General features: G+C 55.0%; 18 protein-coding genes. 7 read left to right on the top strand and 11 right to left on the bottom strand.

Features of this window, described 5'->3' with window-relative positions; genetic code table 11:
- The first annotated feature begins 55 nt into the window (after positions 1-55).
- Genes AC0Z7K_RS16930 through AC0Z7K_RS16950 form a run of 5 tightly spaced genes read left to right on the top strand, consistent with a single transcriptional unit; the run spans position 56 to position 5053 of the window.
- Entirely contained in the window at positions 56-1135 is a 1080-nt protein-coding gene (locus AC0Z7K_RS16930) for a PTS fructose transporter subunit EIIC (RefSeq protein WP_413531128.1), read from the top strand.
- A 16-nt stretch (positions 1136-1151) separates the two neighbouring features.
- A complete protein-coding gene (locus AC0Z7K_RS16935) occupies positions 1152-1481 on the top strand; it encodes a PTS fructose-like transporter subunit IIB (protein WP_413531127.1) in 330 nt (109 codons plus the stop codon).
- Positions 1482-1497: 16 nt separating this feature from the next.
- Positions 1498-3795 carry a formate C-acetyltransferase gene (locus tag AC0Z7K_RS16940; protein ID WP_485615260.1) on the top strand — a complete coding sequence of 766 codons (2298 nt, stop codon included), beginning with the start codon at positions 1498-1500 and terminating at the stop codon, positions 3793-3795.
- Positions 3761-4663 carry a [formate-C-acetyltransferase]-activating enzyme gene (locus tag AC0Z7K_RS16945; protein ID WP_485615262.1) on the top strand — a complete coding sequence of 301 codons (903 nt, stop codon included), beginning with the start codon at positions 3761-3763 and terminating at the stop codon, positions 4661-4663. Before AC0Z7K_RS16940 ends, AC0Z7K_RS16945 begins: the two co-directional genes overlap by 35 nt.
- Before the next feature lie 45 nt (positions 4664-4708).
- A complete protein-coding gene (locus AC0Z7K_RS16950; protein WP_112165609.1) occupies positions 4709-5053 on the top strand; it encodes a PTS fructose-like transporter subunit IIB in 345 nt (114 codons plus the stop codon).
- Here the strand turns inward: AC0Z7K_RS16950 and AC0Z7K_RS16955 are convergent, their stop codons facing one another.
- From AC0Z7K_RS16955 to metE, 3 genes are all read right to left on the bottom strand, one after another.
- The gene (locus AC0Z7K_RS16955) at positions 5054-5917 is read right to left on the bottom strand and encodes an AraC family transcriptional regulator (RefSeq protein WP_485615263.1); all 864 of its coding nucleotides are present in this window, start codon (positions 5915-5917) and stop codon (positions 5054-5056) included.
- A gap of 143 nt (positions 5918-6060) precedes the next feature.
- Positions 6061-6825: a meso-2,3-butanediol dehydrogenase gene (gene budC / locus AC0Z7K_RS16960; RefSeq protein ID WP_485615264.1), complete on the bottom strand. Its 765-nt coding sequence runs from the start codon at positions 6823-6825 to the stop codon at positions 6061-6063.
- Positions 6826-7071: 246 nt separating this feature from the next.
- A complete protein-coding gene (gene metE, locus AC0Z7K_RS16965) occupies positions 7072-9348 on the bottom strand; it encodes a 5-methyltetrahydropteroyltriglutamate--homocysteine S-methyltransferase (RefSeq protein ID WP_485615265.1) in 2277 nt (758 codons plus the stop codon).
- Between the two features lie 104 nt (positions 9349-9452).
- On the opposite strand from metE, the gene metR reads away from it, so the two are divergent.
- Positions 9453-10388, top strand: coding sequence for an HTH-type transcriptional regulator MetR (metR, locus tag AC0Z7K_RS16970; protein WP_485615267.1), 936 nt, complete (start codon positions 9453-9455; stop codon positions 10386-10388).
- Here metR and AC0Z7K_RS16975 read toward each other — a convergent pair.
- Complete coding sequence (locus AC0Z7K_RS16975; protein WP_413531121.1) at positions 10294-11193, bottom strand: carboxylate/amino acid/amine transporter; 900 nt, start codon at positions 11191-11193, stop codon at positions 10294-10296. The genes metR and AC0Z7K_RS16975 overlap by 95 nt on opposite strands.
- Before the next feature lie 213 nt (positions 11194-11406).
- On the opposite strand from AC0Z7K_RS16975, the gene AC0Z7K_RS16980 reads away from it, so the two are divergent.
- The gene (locus AC0Z7K_RS16980) at positions 11407-11709 is read left to right on the top strand and encodes a DUF2756 domain-containing protein (RefSeq protein WP_485615268.1); all 303 of its coding nucleotides are present in this window, start codon (positions 11407-11409) and stop codon (positions 11707-11709) included.
- A gap of 56 nt (positions 11710-11765) precedes the next feature.
- Here AC0Z7K_RS16980 and ugpQ read toward each other — a convergent pair whose 3' ends face one another.
- From ugpQ to livF, 7 genes are all read right to left on the bottom strand, one after another.
- Positions 11766-12506: a glycerophosphodiester phosphodiesterase gene (gene ugpQ, locus AC0Z7K_RS16985; protein WP_213051575.1), complete on the bottom strand. Its 741-nt coding sequence runs from the start codon at positions 12504-12506 to the stop codon at positions 11766-11768.
- Positions 12507-12508: 2 nt separating this feature from the next.
- Positions 12509-13582: a sn-glycerol-3-phosphate import ATP-binding protein UgpC gene (locus AC0Z7K_RS16990; RefSeq protein WP_413531117.1), complete on the bottom strand. Its 1074-nt coding sequence runs from the start codon at positions 13580-13582 to the stop codon at positions 12509-12511.
- A 6-nt stretch (positions 13583-13588) separates the two neighbouring features.
- Positions 13589-14434 (bottom strand): sn-glycerol-3-phosphate ABC transporter permease UgpE, encoded by an 846-nt coding sequence (gene ugpE / locus AC0Z7K_RS16995; RefSeq protein ID WP_413531116.1) that lies wholly within the window; start codon positions 14432-14434, stop codon positions 13589-13591.
- Entirely contained in the window at positions 14431-15318 is an 888-nt protein-coding gene (gene ugpA, locus AC0Z7K_RS17000; protein ID WP_485615269.1) for a sn-glycerol-3-phosphate ABC transporter permease UgpA, read from the bottom strand. Before ugpA ends, ugpE begins: the two co-directional genes overlap by 4 nt.
- 143 nt (positions 15319-15461) lie before the next feature.
- Positions 15462-16778, bottom strand: coding sequence for a sn-glycerol-3-phosphate ABC transporter substrate-binding protein UgpB (gene ugpB, locus AC0Z7K_RS17005; protein ID WP_413531114.1), 1317 nt, complete (start codon positions 16776-16778; stop codon positions 15462-15464).
- A gap of 204 nt (positions 16779-16982) precedes the next feature.
- Positions 16983-18170, bottom strand: coding sequence for an aminotransferase-like domain-containing protein (locus tag AC0Z7K_RS17010; RefSeq protein WP_485615270.1), 1188 nt, complete (start codon positions 18168-18170; stop codon positions 16983-16985).
- Positions 18171-18301: 131 nt separating this feature from the next.
- On the bottom strand, positions 18302-19003 hold the full coding sequence (livF, locus tag AC0Z7K_RS17015) for a high-affinity branched-chain amino acid ABC transporter ATP-binding protein LivF (protein WP_413531112.1): 702 nt from the start codon (positions 19001-19003) through the stop codon (positions 18302-18304).
- Positions 19004-19006: the final 3 nt, after the last annotated feature.

A 19006-nucleotide genomic window follows, 5' to 3' on the forward strand; every position in this document is an offset into this window, starting at 1 on the left:
AAGCCCTGATATTTGCGATCGTTACGCCCGACACCGGAAGCTCCAGGAGCTAATCATGAAAGACTTGCTCAATATTCTAAAAAATACCCGCCAGCACCTGATGACTGGCGTCTCACACATGATTCCTTTTGTGGTCGCGGGCGGCATTTTGCTGGCCATCTCTGTCATGCTTTACGGTAAAGGTGCCGTGCCGGATGCTTTAACCGATCCGAATTTGAAAAAGCTGTTTGATATCGGTGTTGCCGGTCTGACCCTGATGGTGCCTTTTTTGGCCGCCTATATCGGTTACTCCATCGCTGACCGCTCGGCGCTGGCCCCTGCGGCCATCGGTGCCTGGGTAGGTGCGTCCTTTGGCGCAGGCTTTTTTGGTGCGATCATCGCTGGTCTGCTCGGCGGCATTATCGTTTTCTATCTCAAAAAGATCCCGGTTCCGAAGATCCTTCGCTCTGTGATGCCGATCTTCGTGATCCCGATCGTCGGCACCTTGCTGACGGCGGGGATCATGATGTGGGGGCTCGGCGAACCCGTCGGGTTGCTGACCACTTCGCTTACCCACTGGCTGCAAGGGATGCAGCAAGGCAGCATTGTGGTACTCGCCATCATTATGGGTCTGATGCTGGCCTTCGACATGGGCGGGCCAGTCAATAAGGTTGCCTACGCATTTATGCTGATCTGCGTCGCGCAGGGCGTGTATACCGTCGTCGCCATTGCCGCCGTTGCCATCGCCACACCGCCGCTCGGTGTCGGTTTCGCCACGCTGATTGGCCGCAAGTTTTACTCCTCAGAAGAACGCGAAGCGGGGAAAGCGGCCATGTTAATGGGCTGCGTTGGCATCACTGAGGGCGCAATCCCTTTCGCCGCCGCTGATCCGCTGCGCGTTATTCCTTCCATCATGATCGGTTCTGCTTGTGCGGCGGTCACCGCCGCGTTGCTCGGCGCAGAATGCTATGCGGGCTGGGGCGGACTGATCGTACTGCCCGTCGTTCAGGGCAAATTTGCTTATATCGGCGCGCTGCTGGTTGGCATGATCGTCACTGCTCTGTGTCTCAATCTGCTGAAATATCTTGCCGCCAAAAAACAATCCACTAAAAACCACCAGGAATCTGATCTGGATTTGGACTTTGAAATTAACTGACACCAGGGAAAACACTATGACCAAGATTATTGCTGTCACCGCCTGCCCGTCCGGCGTTGCTCATACCTACATGGCCGCTGAGGCCATTGAACGTGCGGCCAACGCCAAAGGCTGGGAATGCAAAGTGGAAACACAGGGCTCAATCGGTCTGGAGAACGAGCTGACGGCAGAAGACGTGGCCGCCGCGGACATTGTGATTCTGACCAAAGATATAGGCATTAAATTCGAGGAACGCTTTAAAGGCAAAGTGACGGTGCGGGTTGGCATCAGTGATGCAGTCAAACGTGCCGACGCCATCATGGAAAAGATTGCCGTACACCTCAACAATACTGCAGTCACGGATTGAATTTAAGGAGAACAGGATGACTTCCCGCATCGAACGTCTGAAGGCCGCGCTTTTCGCCACCCCGCGTGAAATTTCGCTGGAACGCGCCCTGCTGTATACCGCAAGCCATCGAAAGACGGAAGGCGAACCGACGATTCTTCGCCGCGCGAAGGCCACGGCATACATTCTGGATAACGTTGAGATTAGCCTGCGCGAAGACGAACTGATTGCCGGTAATCGCACGGTTAAGCCACGTGCGGGGATCGTCTCTCCTGAAATGGATCCCTACTGGCTGCTGAAAGAGCTGGATGCTTTCTCCACCCGTCCGCAGGATCGTTTCAACATTTCTGCGGAGGATAAACAGATTTACCGCGAGCAACTCTTCCCTTACTGGGAATCGCGTTCAATGAAAGATTTCATCAACAGCCAGATGCCGGAAGAGGTTACCGCCGCCACCAAAACGCAGATTTTCAGCATCAACCAGACCGACAAAGGCCAGGGGCATATTATTATTGATTATCCGCGCCTGCTGAACACTGGTCTTGAGGGTCTGGTGGCTGAACTCCAACAGCATATTTTACAGCACCCGGATAATCCGTTTTATCAGGCTGCATTACTCCTCTTGCAGGCGGCACAGCGGCATATTCTTCGCTACGCCGCACTGGCGACGCTGATGGCGGACGAGTGCAAAGACCCGCAAAGAAAGCAGGAGCTGGAAAGAATCGCCGGTATTTCGCTGCATATCTCAGCACGTGCGCCACAGGATTTCTATCAGGCCTGCCAGTTGTTCTGGTACATGAACATTATTTTGCAGTACGAATCCAACGCCAGTTCGCTCTCACTCGGGCGCTTCGATCAGTATATGTTGCCGTTCTACCAGTATTCCCTGTCTCACGGGGAATCGCCGGCGTTCCTTAAAGAACTGCTGGAAAGCCTGTGGGTGAAATGCAACGACATCGTTCTGCTGCGCTCTGCCTCCAGCGCCCGCTATTTCGCCGGCTTCCCGACCGGTTATACCATCTTGCTTGGTGGCCTTACCGAAGCCGGGCGCAGCGCCGTAAACGTGCTTTCATTTCTGTGTCTGGATGCCTACCAGAGCATCTGCCTGCCACAGCCCAATCTCGGCGTACGGGTAAATGAACTCATTGACCGCCCATTCCTGCTGAAAACAGCCGAAACCATCCGTCTCGGCACCGGCATACCGCAAATTTTCAATGATGAAGTGGTGGTGCCCGCGTTTCTGAACCGCGGTGTACGGCTGGAAGACGCTCGGGATTATGCCGTTGTCGGCTGTGTGGAACTGTCGATTCCGGGGAAAACTTACGGCCTGCACGATATAGCGATGTTTAATCTGCTGAAAGTCATGGAATTAACACTGCATGAAAACGAAGGTAATACCGCGATCACCTACCCGGATCTGGTGGAAAAGATCCGCCAGAAAATCAGCAACTACGTCAAACTGATGGCGCAGGGCAGCAACATCTGCGACATCGGCCACCGCGACTGGGCACCCGTTCCGCTGCTCTCTTCATTTATTGACGGCTGTCTGGAGAGCGGTAATGACATCACCGCAGGTGGTGCACGCTACAACTTCTCCGGCGTTCAGGGAATTGGCATCGCCAACCTCAGCGATTCACTGCATGCGCTGAAAGGCATGGTGTTTGACCAGCAACGTCTGACATTTGATGAGTTACTGGCATCGCTGAAAGAAAATTTTGCCAGCGAAGAAGGTCGTGCCATTCGTGCCCGCCTGATTAACCGCTTCGAGAAATACGGTAACGATGTCGATGAAGTTGATTTGATCAGCGCCGATTTGCTGCGTTATTACTGCAAAGAGGTCGAACAATACCGTAACCCGCGAGGTGGACAGTTCACGCCGGGCTCGTACACCGTGTCGGCACACGTGCCGTTAGGTGCGGTTGTAGGCGCAACGCCGGATGGTCGCTTTGCCGGTGAACAGCTGGCCGACGGCGGTCTTTCACCAATGCTCGGGCAGGATCACCAAGGACCCACAGCCGTACTGAAATCGGTCAGCAAACTCGATAACACGCTGCTTTCCAATGGTACGCTGCTGAATGTGAAATTCACGCCGTCGACGCTGGAAGGTCAGCAAGGGCTGAACAAACTGGCAGATTTTCTCGGTGCGTTTACCCGTCTGAAATTGCAGCATGTGCAATTCAACGTGGTCAATGCAGAGCAACTGCGCGAAGCGCAAAAGCGTCCGCAGGATTTCGCGGGGCTGGTCGTCAGGGTAGCTGGCTACAGCGCATTCTTCGTCGAGCTGTCAAAGGAGATTCAGGATGACATTATCGGTCGAACCGCGCACCAGCTCTGAGCTGCGCATCCCCGTCGTCGTGAAAACGATCGTTGCAGATAACACCCTGCGTGGACGCATCTTCAACATTCAGCGGTTTTCGCTCAATGATGGCCAGGGTATCCGTACCCTGGTTTTCTTTAAAGGATGCCCGCACCGCTGCCCGTGGTGCGCCAACCCCGAGTCCATGTCGCCGCGCATACAGACCATCAAACGGCAGACGAAATGCCTGAACTGCCGGACATGCCTGCAAGATCCGGATGAATGCCCCAGCGGTGCGATGGAATACATCGGCGAAGACATTACGCTGCCAGAACTGATGAAACGTCTGCTTAAGGACGAAGTGTTTTTCCGCTCCTCTGGCGGTGGCGTCACGCTTTCGGGGGGTGAAGTGCTGATGCAACATGCTTTTGCCAGCGCGTTATTGCAGGAGCTACAGGCTCTGGGCATTCATACGGCTATCGAAACGGCAGGCGATGCCCCGCGGGATCACTTGCTTTCGCTGACCGATCGTTGCGATCAGGTTTTGTATGATTTCAAAATAATGGATCCGTCGCTGGCGCGTTCCATTCTCAACATGAATCAGCCACGTGTGCTGGAGAATTTCAGTGAACTTGCCGGGCGCGGCGTGAAACTGCTGCCCCGTTTACCCCTGATCCCCGGTTACACCCTGATGCCCGAAAACATGCAACAGATCCTGGATTTCCTTAAACCCTTCCACTTAAATGAAATCCATCTGTTACCCTTCCACAAGTACGGTGAAGCCAAGTATCCGCTACTGGGGAAAACCTACTCCATGCACAAAACGCCGGTGCCGGATGCACAAACCCTTGCGCCTTATCGTGCGCTGGCGGAAAGCTACGGATATCGGGTCACTCTGGGTGGTTAGCGGGTTAAACATCGGATCAATGATTTCCGACAAAGGGGAATAGCAATGTCATTGAAATTGGTCGCCGTCACGGCGTGCATCAGCGGTGTGGCACATACGTATATGGCGGCAGAGCGTCTGGAAAAACTCAGTGCGCAGGAAAAATGGCAGGTAAAAGTGGAAACGCAGGGGGCTCTGGGTATCGAAAATTCGCTGTCAGAAAGCGATATTGCGCAAGCCGATATTGTCCTGCTGGTCACCGAGATCCAGCTTGAAAACCGCGAGCGCTTTGCCCACAGTCGCTGCGTTCAGACGGGTATGCATACGTTTTTGCGCACGCCGGAAAAAGTCATGGCTGCCGTCAAAAAAATCGCCACCTCGCCGCAGGGCACGCAGATCGTTTTACCCTAGTTATGGCTGTGCTTGCTCCAACTGGCTGCGGTATTGCTGCCGATACTCCGAAGGTGAACGCTCCGTGTTTTTCTTAAACTGGCGGCAAAAGTAGTTGCTGTCGACAAATCCGCAAGCATGAGCGACTTCCTTCACCTTCATGTCGTAGCCTTTTAGCAGATTTTTTGCCTGCTCCAGCCGCACATAATTCAAATATTCGTTTAGCCCGACTCCGCCGCTTTTCTGGAACAGATGTGACAGATAATTTGGTGAGATATAAAACGCTTTGGCGACGGAATCGCGGGTCAGCGGTTCGCGGTAATGTTCTTCGATGTGCTGGCGGATCGCCGTGAACAGCGCCTGACTGCGCGACGCGGTCTGAACCGAAGAGCTGAACAGATCCAACGCATGGCTCAGCAACCCTTTTACCAAAAACTGTGCCGTTTGCTGATCGCTTCGGTGCCACGCCAGTTCATTCAACGCCTGTAACATAAACGCGCCGACGCGAGGTCCACGCCTGCCAATATTGCCCTTTTCGCTCCCATCAAACCCTGTACCATCCCAGTGAAGCAGGCTGAATCCAAGCTGTTGCTTGCCAAACAGAATACTCAACGTGCGCACCGGCTTTTGCCACTGCGGGCTGTTCCAGCCTTTGGCCGGAACGAACAATGCATCGCCCGCCAGCATTCGCGTCGTCTGACTTTTGCCCTGCTCGTCTTCCCATTCCATCATCTGCTCGCCGTCCAGAATCAGCTCCAGACGCGGAAAATCCACCTGATATGCCAGCGAAGGCACCGGATGCTGAGCACCGGCAAAATACACATGGCGGATGCCTGCGAAGTCCTCAAGTATTGGAGACAGAACAGAAAAAAGGGGATGGGTCATGGTTGGCTACCTGTCAGCAGAATCTGGCTATGATAACTAACCTCGGCTGAAGGCAGAAAGGGAACGCGCAGATTTGCGAGGAACGATGGGAAAATGGCTCACCGGCCCGCGCTGATGCCGGGAACGATGAGCCAGAAAGGTGTTTATGCCTGCGGAGGCTGGCCGTTAGATGCGCTCAGGCCACCGTCCACCGGCAGATTCACGCCGGTGACGAATCGCGCGTCGTGGCTGGCAAGGAACGCGATGACATCCGCAATTTCTTCCGGCTCTGCGCCGCGACCGAGCGGGATGCGTTCGGCGAATTTATCCAGCAGCGGCTGATTGTCTTTAATCCCCGCCGCCATCTCAGTGAAAGTCAGAGACGGGCAAACCGCATTAACGCGCACGCCGTCTTTGCCGTGATCCATCGCGATTGAGCGGGTAAAGTTGGTCACGCCGCCTTTGGCTGCGTTGTAAAAGCTCATTCCCCAGTCGCCACCCATACCGGATACCGAAGAAATATTGACGATGTTGCCTTTGCTTTTAATCAGCGCTGGCATGAAGAAGCGAGTGCAGTAGAAAACGCCGCTCAGGTCGATCGCCATGATTTTCTGCCAGTCATCGAGGCTGGCTTCAGTGACTTTACCCTGCACCACCACGCCCGCGCCATTGACCAGCACATCGACGCGGCCAAATTTATCTTCGATCACTGCCGCCATGCGCTCGACGTCCTGCGCCAAAGATACATCCGCCAGATGAATATAATATTGCGTGCTGCTCAACGTGCTGGCGACCTTCTCGAGCTTTTCTTTGGTTCGCCCGACCAGCACCACAATCGCGCCCTCTTTGGCAAAACGCCGGGCAGACGCTGCGCCCATACCTGAACCCGCGCCGGTAACGACAACCACTTTATCTGTAAATCGGTTCATGTTTTCTCCCTGTCTTAATGAATTACAATCTGTATTAAGCCTAGTGGACAAAACCGGGGTTTGGAGATAACGGCCTGTCAAAACCTCCTCAATCACGCTTCAGCCGCCTTATGCCGCGGGCTGAAAGAGTCGTAACAAAGTACGAATGACCGATAAAAAAAGAGCTTCGGGTATACAGCCCCGAAGCCCAACGTGTCGGCTATTCACCGGCACACTTCCACCAACGTACTTTTTACTCACATCCGGTCAGATTTTCTCCGCACGAAGACGCTTAGCCGCTTTCACCATATTTTCCAGAGACTCGCGGGTTTCCGGCCAGCCACGGGTTTTCAGGCCACAGTCCGGGTTCACCCACAGGCGCTCTGCCGGGATACTGTCCGCCGCTTTACGCAGCAGGTTTTCGATCCACTCCACACTTGGAACGTTGGGCGAGTGAATGTCGTAAACGCCGGGTCCGATTTCGTTCGGATAATCGAATTCTTTGAAGGTTTCGATCAGATCCATATCAGAACGCGAAGTTTCGATAGTGATTACATCGGCATCGAGCGCAGCAATCGAATCCATGATGTCGTTGAATTCGCAATAACACATGTGGGTGTGGATCTGAGTGTCATCTTTCGCAATGGCGGCATTCAGTTTGAACGCGTCTACTGCCCAACGCAGATAAGCATTCCACTCAGACTTGCGCAGCGGCAGGCCTTCACGCAGTGCAGGTTCGTCAATCTGGATGATGCCGATACCGGCTTTTTCCAGATCTTCCACTTCGTCGCGCAGCGCCAGACCAATTTGCTTAGCAATGGTTTCACGGCTGACGTCCTCACGCGGGAAGGACCAGCAAAGGATGGTGATCGGGCCGGTGAGCATGCCTTTGACCGGTTTTTCGGTCAGCGATTGTGCGTACTTCGCCCATTCGACGGTGATCGCTTCCGGACGGCTGACGTCGCCGATGATGACCGGCGGTTTCACGCAGCGGGAACCGTAGCTCTGTACCCAGCCATTTTGCGTGAATACAAAGCCGTCAAGATGCTCGCCGAAGTACTCGACCATGTCGTTACGTTCCGCTTCGCCGTGAACCAGTACGTCAATGCCCAGACGCTCCTGCTCTTTGATGGCTTGCTTGATATGTTCGCTGATGCCGGTGCGGTATTTAGCGTTATCCAGACGGCCTTGTTTGAACTCCAGACGCAGGCCACGGATTTCCGTGGTTTGTGGGAATGACCCTATGGTAGTGGTCGGCCATGCAGGCAGATTGAAACGGGCCCGCTGCGCTTTGGCGCGCTCGGTGTAAACGTTTGGACGCTCGATATCGGTGGCCGTAATAGCCGCAACGCGTTTACCAACGGCGGCATTGTTCACGCGGGTCGATTCACGACGGGCGCGAATTGGCGCGCTATATTCTGCCAGTTTGTGCTGTGCTTCTGCGGTCGGGTTATTCAACGCAGACGTCAGCAGTGCAAGCTCGGCACATTTTTGCAGGGCAAATGCGAACCAGCTTTTCACTTCATCATCCAGACGGCTTTCAACGCTTAAGTCGATCGGGCTGTGAAGCAATGAACAGGAGCTGCCGATCCAGACGTTGCGGCCTTCAACCAGCGGCTTCAGACGGTCGAACCAGGTGCTCAGATCTGCACGCCAGACGTTACGGCCGTTGATCACGCCCAGAGAAATCAGCCAGTCTTTTGGCAGTGTGTTGATGACCGTTTGCAGATCATCGTGACCGGCGACCGCATCAATATGCAGGCCTTGTACCGGCAGTTGGCGGACAGTGTCGAGGTTGTGCCCGACGCTGTCGAAATAGGTGGTCAGCAGCAGTTTGGTTTTGCCCTGCAACTGCTCATACGCAGGTTTGTAGGCATCAAGCCATTCCTGCGGCAGTTCAAGTACCAGCGCCGGTTCATCAATCTGCACCCACTCGATGTCGCGTTTCGCCAGTTCGGCCAGTACTTGCTGGTAAACCGGCAAAATATCGTTAATCAGCGAAAGACGGTCGAACTGCTCGCCTTTCACTTTACCAAGCCACAGGTATGTCAGCGGGCCGAGCAGAACCGGTTTCACTTTGTGGCCGAGCGCCAGCGCTTCGTCCACCTCTTCCAGCAGTTGCGTCCAGGTCAGTTTGAACTGCTGACCTTTCACGAACTCCGGCACCATGTAGTGATAGTTGGTGTTAAACCATTTGGTCATTTCCGCAGCGGCAGCCGGTTTACCGGTCGGTGCACGGCCACGGCCAAGACGGAATAAGGTATCGAGATCCACAGCCCCATCGGCATTCTGGTGACGTGCAGGCACGTTACCCAGCAGCAGGCTGGTGGTCAGTACGTGATCGTACCAGGCAAAATCGCCAACAGGCAGCAGATCAACGCCCGCTTCGGCCTGTTGTTTCCAGTGACGGGCGCGCAGTTCGCGGCCGGTTGCCAGCAGTTCTTCCTGAGTGGAATTACCTGCCCAGTAGCTTTCTTGAGCTTTTTTAAGTTCACGACGCAGACCAACGCGTGGAAAACCCAGTGTGTGATTCAGTATCGTCATCTTTTTAATTCCTGTTTAGCCGTCCAGATGTTTACACATCCATAATCCGCAGGTACTGTATATTGCACAAGCGCAAATTATTCATGTCACAGTGAAGGACTCTCATGATCGAACTGAAACACCTGCGAACGTTGCAAGCACTGCGCAACACCGGGTCACTGGCCGCTGCCGCCTCGCAGCTTCATCAGACACAATCGGCCCTGTCTCACCAGTTCAGTGACCTCGAGCAACGGCTGGGTTTCAGATTATTTGTGCGCAAAAGCCAGCCGCTGCGGTTTACGCCGCAGGGCGAAATCATGCTCAATCTGGCAGAGCAGGTGCTGCCGCAAATCCAGCAGGCGTTGCAGGCATGTAATGAACCGCATCAGACCTCACTGCGTATCGCCATCGAATGCCACAGTTGTATTCAGTGGCTGACGCCCGCGCTGGACAACTTCCATCAGAACTGGCCGCAGGTGATGATGGATTTCAAATCCGGCGTGACGTTTGACCCGCAACCGGCGCTGCAACAGGGCGAACTGGACCTCGTATTGACGTCCGATATCCTGCCGCGCAGCGGTTTGCACTATTCGCCGATGTTTGATTTCGAAGTCCGTCTGGTGCTGGCCCCGGATCATCCGCTGGCGACCCAGGCCGTCATTACGCCGGAAGATCTGAGCAGTGAAACGCTGATGATTTATCCGGTGCAGCGCCAGCGTCTGGATATCTGGCGGCATTTCCTGCAACCGGCAGGCGTCAGCCCGTCGCTGAAAAGCGTGGATAACACGTTGTTATTGATTCAGATGGTGTCGGCGAGAATGGGAATTGCGGCGCTGCCACACTGGGTGGTGGAGAGTTTTGAGCGCCAGGGTCTGGTGGTGACAAAAACCCTGGGCGATGGCTTATGGAGCCGGCTGTACGCCGCCGTACGTGATGGCGAGCAGCGTCAGCCGGTCACAGAAGCATTTATTCGTTCGGCGCGGCAGCACGCGTGCGATCATCTGCCGTTTGTTCGCGACGCGGCACGACCCAACGTCGGTGCACCCACAGTGAGGACATAATCACCGCCGCGCCCAGAATAAAGCTCGGCCAGTGCGGCTGCTGTTGCCAGATCGCCAGATTCACCAGCAGCCCGGCCGGGACGTGAAAATTGTTCATAATCCCCAGCGTTCCCGCATCCACCTGCGTTGCGCCGTAGTTCCACATGAAGTAGCCCAATCCCGACGCGCCAACGCCTAACCATACCAGAATGCCCCATTGCAGCTCAGTGGTAGGCAATTTTTGCGGATTGCCCCACAGGAACCACGCCACTACGGCGCACATCAGCGCACCGATGTAGAACCAGGAAAAGGCCGTGTGCTGCGGCACCGGGCGGGTTTCCATCAGACGTTTGTAGCCCACCTGTCCGATGGCAAAACAAATATTCGCCGCCTGCACCAGCAACAGCCCGATGATGAAATGCTCGCTGATGTGGTCATAACGAATAATCGCCGCACCCGCCACTGCCAGCAGCGCGCTGAGCGCATAGCCAATACGGATTTTACGGCCGCTGATCAGGTCATAAATCAGCGTCACGTACAGCGGCGTCATCACGGTAAACAGCAGGAATTCCGGCACTGACAGATACAGATAGGCCTCGAAGCTGATGAGATACATGATCCCAAGCTGCATCGCACCGACCGCCATGTACAGCAGGATGGTGGTAAAGGCATAGCCCTTCCAGCGCAGAAACGGCAGGAAAACCAGCGCCGCCAGCCCCAAACGGACCAATACGGCGAAGACGCTGTCGACCTGTCCGGCGAGATAAACGCCGATCAGGCTGAAGGAAAAGGCCCATAAAATGGTGGTGATAATAAGTAAAGGCACGGCAGTTGAGCCCTGTGTGAAAGAGGAAGTGTGGAAGATGGACGATTGTAGCCCAATGAGAAACACCGCGGGATGTGAAGGTGGTTTACATCTGGTTAATTATAGAACAAACGAGAGCCGCGCCACGCTTTTAGGGAAACGTGCCCTCAAATGCCGCGCTGGTGGGTGTGATGGCATACACTTAACGGATGACTGGAAATGGAGGATGAACCGATGAAATGCTTATATGGAATGATCGCCGCACTGCCACTGCTGTTGGCCGTTCACGCTGCCGGTGCCGTCGAGAAAGTGCCGAATCCGAACGACCAGCTGCTGACCAATCCGTCGCAACAGCGCATGCAGCAACAGCAGCAGAACAACCAGCAAATGCAGAAACGTCAGCAGGAGCAGGATCTGCGCAGCAATCAGCAACAACAGCAACTCAAACTGCGTTCGCAAATCCAGAGCAATCAGCAACGGTTGCAGATCCAGCAGAATAACCAGACGCTGAATCAGAAATTGAATCAGACGCCGTAATTTTTTTATCAGGCGTGGTGTCTTCCGCGCCTGATCCCGCATGTTACCGCCACGTTTTATTCGAAATCCGGCCCGATCACATCAATCTTATCCGTACAGATGCAATCCACGCCCCAGCGCAGGAGTTCGCGGGCGCGCTCGGGGTTATTCACCGTGTATACCAGAATATGCAGGCCAGCGGCTTTGATCGCGTTTACACGCGCTTCACTCAGCAGTTTGTGATTGAGGTGCAAAGACACACATTCCAGTTCGTCGGTCAGCGCATTCCAGTTTTCGTGCCATTCGTCGATGAGTAATCCGCGCGGCAGTTCAGGGGCGGCTTTTTTGGCGGCGACCAGCGCGTCGAATTCGAAAGAGGAGAGCAGCGGTGGAACGCTCTGATCTTTCCACAGCTCACGGGCAGCGAGCGCGATGTCAGTGCCGGTTTTTTCATTCAGGCCGGTGGTCGGTTTGATTTCAATGTTTACCATCATGTGATGGCGCGCACAGCGTTCGGCGACCTGCGCCAGCAGCGGCAATTTCTCGCCTTTAAACGCGGCGCTGTACCAGTCACCAGCGTCGAGCTGCTGAAGTTTCTCCCAAGGCTGCTCACCCGCCACGCCCCAACCATTACTGGTGCGGTTGAGGGTATCGTCGTGCAGCAGGAATATTTCTCCGCCCTGCGCCAGTTTGGCGTCAAATTCGATCATCGTATGACCGTATTTCGCGCCCACATCGATGGCGGCCAGCGTGTTTTCCGGTGCCAGAGCACCGCCGCCACGGTGCGCCACAATGCGAGGGTAAGGCCAGGCTTTCATGTTCATTCCATCCGTAATCCGCTGTGAGTATCGAAAAAGTGTAACGCTTTCGTTGGGAAAACCAAGCGTAACAGCGAACCCGCCGTCGGAAACACTTCATGCGATAAGCGCACCACAACGCCGCTGCCCGCCAGCTTGCCGTGCGCGAGATTGTCCGCGCCCAGTAACTCCAGCGTATTGAGCACCATCGGAATACCGTTTTGCGTATCTTCTGTCAGCTGAATATGTTCAGGGCGGATACCGATTGTCAGTTCACGACCGCCCCATTCCGGGCGCGGGACTGGCAGCGGCAATTCGAATCCGTCTTCCATCACAAGCGACGTGCCGTCAGTGGTCAATTGACCGGGCAACAGGTTCATCGCCGGTGAGCCGATAAAGCTGGCAACGAACAGGCTGGCCGGGCGGCGATAGACTTCCGACGGCGTGCCGATTTGCTCGGCGATGCCTTTGTTCATCACGATCACCCGCTCCGCCAGCGTCATGGCTTCGACCTGATCGTGCGTCACGTACAAGCTGGTGGTGCGCAGGCGGCGGTGCAGTTGTTGCAGCTCAAGGCGCATCTGTACGCGCAACTTAGCATCAAGGTTAGACAGCGGTTCGTCGAACAGGAACACCGCCGGTTCACGCACGATGGCGCGCCCCATCGCAACACGCTGACGCTGGCCGCCGGAAAGTTCCCGTGGTTTGCGTTTCAGCAGCGGGCCGAGTTCAAGAATGCGCGCGGCTTCTTCAACGCGGGCAAGGATCTGTGCTTTGCCGAAACCGCGAATTTTCAGGCCATAGGCCATGTTGTCGAACACGGTCATGTGCGGATACAGCGCGTAGTTCTGGAACACCATTGCGATGCCGCGGTCTTTCGGTTCCAGCTCAGTGACACGCTGGTCGTTAATGTAGATATCGCCGGATGTCGTGCGCTCCAGACCGGCCACCATACGCAGCAGAGTGGATTTCCCGCAGCCGGAAGGCCCGACCATCACGATGAACTCGCCGTCAGCAACGTCCAGATCGATACTCTGGATAATCTGGTTTTTGCCGTCGTAAGATTTGGTCACTGCCTGTAATTTCAAATTTGCCATTTCGGTTTACTTCTCACTGTCTACCAGACCGCGCACAAACCAGCGCTGCATCAGGAGCACCACCGCCAGCGGTGGCAATAATGTCAGGATCATGGCCGCCATCACCTGATTCCATTGTGTCGAGCCGTCGCCTGAGGAGATCATGCTTTTAATCCCCGCCACCGCCGTGCCCATCGAGGCATCGCTGGTGATCAAAATCGGCCACAGATACTGGTTCCAGCCGTAAATAAAGGTGATAACGAACAGCGCCGCGAGGTTAGTTTTCGACAGCGGCAGTACGATGTCCCAGAAAAAGCGCATCGCGCCCGCACCGTCGATACGCGCCGCTTCCAGCAGTTCATCCGGCAGAGTCATGAAGAACTGGCGGAACAGAAACGTCGCGGTGGCTGACGCCATCAGCGGCAGCGTCAGGCCGGTGTAGCTGTCGAGCATATGCAGATTAGCGATCACCTGTACTGTCGGGAAAATACGCACTTCCACCGGTAACATCAGCGTCATAAAAATCAGCCAGAAGAACAGGTTACGCAGCGGAAAGCGGAAATAGACGATCGCGAATGCCGAGAGCATTGAGACAGAGATTTTTCCGACGGTGATGACGATTGCCATGATGAAGCTGTTAATCAGCAGGCGTCCGAATGCCGGACTGTTATTGCCGACGCCCTGCGTCCAGATGGCGCTGATGTTTTCCCATAAATGCGTACCGGGAATGAGCGTCATCGGCACTTCAAAAATCTGTTTGTTATCCAGAGACGCTGCGACAAACGCGACGTACAGCGGGAAGAGGATCACCAGCACGCCGAGCAGCAGCATGATGTGGCTGAAAATATCCAGCCCTCTGCGGTTTTCAATCATTGATAACGCACCTTACGCTCGACGAAGCGGAACTGAATGAACGTGAGGCCAATCACCAGCATCATCAAAATGACGGACTGCGCGGCGGAGCTGGAGAGATCCAGACCGGAGAAACCTTCGCGGTACACTTTGTAGATAAGCGTGGTCGTCGCCTGTACCGGGCCACCGCCGGTCGCGGCGTCGATCACCGGGAAGGTATCGAAGAAGGCGTAAACCAGATTCACCACCAGCAGGAAGAAGCTGACCGGCGAAATCAGCGGCAGCACCAGATTGAAGAAGCGCCGCACCGGGCCAGCACCATCAATAGCGGCGGCCTCTACCAGCGATTTAGGAATTGACTGCAACGCGGCGAGGAAGAACAAGAAGTTGTAGCTGACCTGCTTCCAGACCGACGCCAGCACCACCAGGAACATTGCCTGTCCGCTGTTTTGCGCGTGGTTCCAGTTGTAGCCGATCGAAGCCAGGAAATGCGATATCAGGCCGAGGCCGGGGCTGAATAAAAACATCCATAAAACGGCAGCCACTGCCGGTGCAACGGCATAAGGAAGGATCATCAGCGTCTGATAAATACGGCTGCCGCGAATAACATGATCGACCAGCGCGGCAAAAAACAGCGACACTGCCAGCCCGATAAACGCCACCATAAAGCTGAATTTCAACGTGGTATAAAAGGATTCGAGATAGTACGGATCCGCAAACAGCTGCGTGAAGTTAGCCATGCCGGCAAACTGGCTGGATAACCCGAACGGATCCAGCGTCTGCACCGAATACCACAGCGCCTGACCCGCAGGCCACAGGAAAAATATCGCGGTGATCAGCAGCTGCGGTAAAACCAGTGCGTAAGGCAACCAGCTGCAACCAAAACCGGGACGGTGTGAACTCATAATAGTTTACTCGTTGATGCGATGACGGGTTTGGCTCCCTCCTCTGCGAAGGGGAGGGTTGAGGTGGGGTATTAATGGCTGCTCTAGAGTCGTCCTTAATACCCCCTCCCGGCCTCCCCCTTCGCAGGGGGAGGAGCTAACAATTACTTGGTTGACGCTTCAAAGCGACGCAGCAGCAGATCCCCGCGCTGTACCGCAGTATCCAAAGCTTCTTTGGCAGACTTCTTACCGCTCCACACGCTTTCCAGTTCTTCATCCACAATGGTGCGAATTTGCGGCATGTTGCCCAGGCGCAGACCTTTGGTGAACGCTAACGGTGGCTTGTTCAGCATCTGGCGGGTCGCGACATCAGAACCTGGGTTCTTCTCGTAGAAGCCTTCTTTTTTGGTCAGCTCATACGCGGCGGTGGTCACAGGCAGATAGCCGGTTTTCTGGTGCCATTCGGCGGCGATTTCCGGTGTGGTCAGATATTGCAGGAATTCGGCGACGCCTTTGTAAGTGTCTTTGTCTTTACCGTTCATCACCCACAGGCTCGCGCCGCCGATGATGGCGTTTTGTGGCGCGCCCTTCACATCCGCGTCATAAGGCATCATGCCTACGCCGTAGTTGAATTTGGAGTATTGACGGATATCCGCCAGTGAGCCGGAAGACGCGGTGGTCATGGCGCAATCACCGTTATAGAACTTGGCGGTGGACTCGTCTTTACGACCAAAATAGGTGAAGTCACCTTTTTTGTTCATGTCTTCGAGCATCTGAATATGTTTGATTTGTTCTGGTTTGTTAAATTCCAGAACCGCATCGGTGCCGTCAAAACCGTTGTTTTTAGAGGCGATCGGCAAACCATGCCAGGCGCTGAAGTTCTCAATCTGGATCCAACCCTGCCAGCCGCTGGCGTAACCGCACTTCATGCCCGCTTCACGCAGTTTCTCGGTGTAAGCAGCCATGTCCTGCCAGGTTTTTGGTGGCTGATCCGGATTCAGACCGGCTTTCTTGAAGGCATCTTTGTTGTAATACAGCACCGGCGTGGAGCTGTTGAAAGGCTGGGACAGCAGACGGCCTTTGGAATCGGAGTAATAACCGGACACCGTCGGCACGAACTGCGACACGTCCTGCTTAAGGCCGGCGTCGCTGAACACTTCATACACCGGCTTGATGGCTTTACTCGCCATCATGGTCGCGGTGCCTACTTCATAAACCTGCAAGATGGCAGGTGCGTTACCGGTGCGGTATGCGGCGATACCGGCGGCCAGGCTTTCATCGTATTTGCCTTTGTAGACCGGCACGATTTTGACATCAGGGTGCGCCTGGTTAAAACGGTCGGCCAGCGAGTTCACTTCTTTACCGAGTTCGCCATCCATAGAATGCCAGAACGGAATTTCTGTAACCGCCATCGCCTGGGTGCTGAACGCGAATGCCAGTGCGATGCAAAGTGTCGTTTTTGTAACAGCGTGCTTAAGCATGCTTGTCTCCTGAAGAGGGCTGGTGTGATGTCAGTTGGTGTAAGGATTTTCTGATTCGGGAGCTAACATGACACGGCTAAATGACAGAAAAATAACCGTTAAATGACATTGATGTGACAGGAGCGTTAACTGGAAGTGACGGATAGATGGCAAAAAAAAGCGCACCGGATATGCGGTGCGCCTGAGAGAAGAGAATGCGGGGGATTACAGCGCGCGTTTCAGGCGGGCAACGGCCTCGTGCATTTGCTCTTCGGTTGCTGTGGCGAACGACAGACGGAAGGTGGAGTGATCAGGGTTATCGGCATAGAAGAATTCGCCCGGCACAAACACCACGCCCTGCTCCAGCGTCTTTTTCATCCACTCGGCACAGTTACGCGGCTCGCGGAATCGCGCCCAGAGGAACATCCCGCCTTTCGGATATTCAAAGGTCAGCACGTCGCCCAGTTCACGTTCCAGCAATTCAGCCATGACTTCACATTTCTTTTTGTACGCAGCGCGGATGGTTTCAATTTGCGCAGGCAGCCGCCCCAGGCCGAGATAGCATTCGGCAATCGACTGCGACAGCGCACTGGCGTGCAAATCCGCCGCCTGTTTGATGATCGCCACTTTATGCAGCAGCCAGTCAGGCATGATCACCCAGCCCAGACGCAGGCCCGGAGCCAGAATCTTGGAGAACGTTGAGGTATAGATGATGTTTTCAGCGTGGCCGAATAGCGCTTTGGACAGTTCAAACAGCGTCGGCTGGCGTTCGTCGGTGAAACGCAGTTCACCGTACGGATCATCTTCCACAATCAGAAATTCATGTTTTTTCGCCAGTTGTACCAGCTGTTCGCGACGCGCACGGCTGAGGGTCACGCCGCTCGGGTTGCCAAACGTCGGCACCAGATACACGCCTTTGATTTTTCGGGTTTTCAGCAATTCAGCCAGTTCATCGACAATCATGCCGTCGCCGTCAGAACCCACAGAAAGAATTTGCGCTTCGGCCAGTTCCAGCGTTTGCAACGCCGCCAGATAAGTCGGGCGTTCCACCACGAAAATATCATCGGGATTTACGACCGCGCGCATCACCAGATCCAGCGCCTGCTGAGAACCGGCGGTAACCACGATATCGTCCGCACTGGCCACCACACCGCGCTCGGCGCAAAGCTCAGCAATACGCTCACGCAGCGTATGACTGCCTTCGGTCAGGCCGTACTGGAACGCGTGCTCAGGCTGTTCAGTGATTGCCATCTGCGTCGCTTCACGCAGGCCATCGAAATCGAAGAGCGCTGAAGAAGGAATACCACCCGCCAGTGAAATAACGCCTTCCATTTTGCTGTGTTTCAGCAGTTCCCGTATGGCCGAACTTTTAAGCCTGACCATACGGGCGGCGAGTAAACCTTCTGTGTTCATGAAATGTTCCTGATGATGTGCCAAGTTATAAGAATGTAAGAGTTGTTAATTTATCGACAAAATAAAAACCGCAAAGCGCCAGCCGTGCGGTTTTGAGATATTACAGCAAATATTTACGATTTCAGCCGCCGTTACGCGCCGAGATACGCCGCACGCACGGCTTCGTTGGCCAGCAGCGCCGCGCCGGTGTCTTCCAGCACCACATGACCGTTCTCCAGCACATAACCGCGATCGGCGAGTTTCAGCGCCTGATTGGCGTTTTGCTCAACCAGGAAGATGGTCATCCCCTCTTCGCGCAACTGCTGGATGGTGTCGAAAATCTGCTGGATGATGATCGGCGCAAGCCCGAGCGAAGGTTCATCGAGCAGCAGCAGACGCGGCTGGCTCATCAGCGCACGGCCAATCGCCAGCATCTGTTGTTCGCCGCCGGACATGGTGCCCGAACGCTGTACCCGACGCTCTTTCAGGCGCGGGAACAGCTCGAACACGCGCTCCAGACGCGAGTGGAACTGATCGCGGGTGGCGAAGAAGCCGCCCATCGCCAGATTTTCTTCCACCGTCATGCGCGAGAACACACGACGGCCTTCCGGCACAATCGCAATATCGCCGCGCATAATTTTGGCAGTCTGCCACTGCGTGATGTCCTGTCCTTCGAAAATAATCGAGCCGTGCGACGCGCGTGGTTCGCCACATAAACTGCCGAGCAGCGTGGTTTTCCCCGCGCCGTTCGCACCGATCAGCGTGACGATTTCGCCTTTATTAATGCTCAGGCTGACTTCATGCAGCGCCTGAATTTTGCCGTAATGGGCGGATACCTGATTGAATGACAACATCGT

Source organism: Rahnella sp. 1L-D-7-B-C2 (assembly GCF_057290995.1).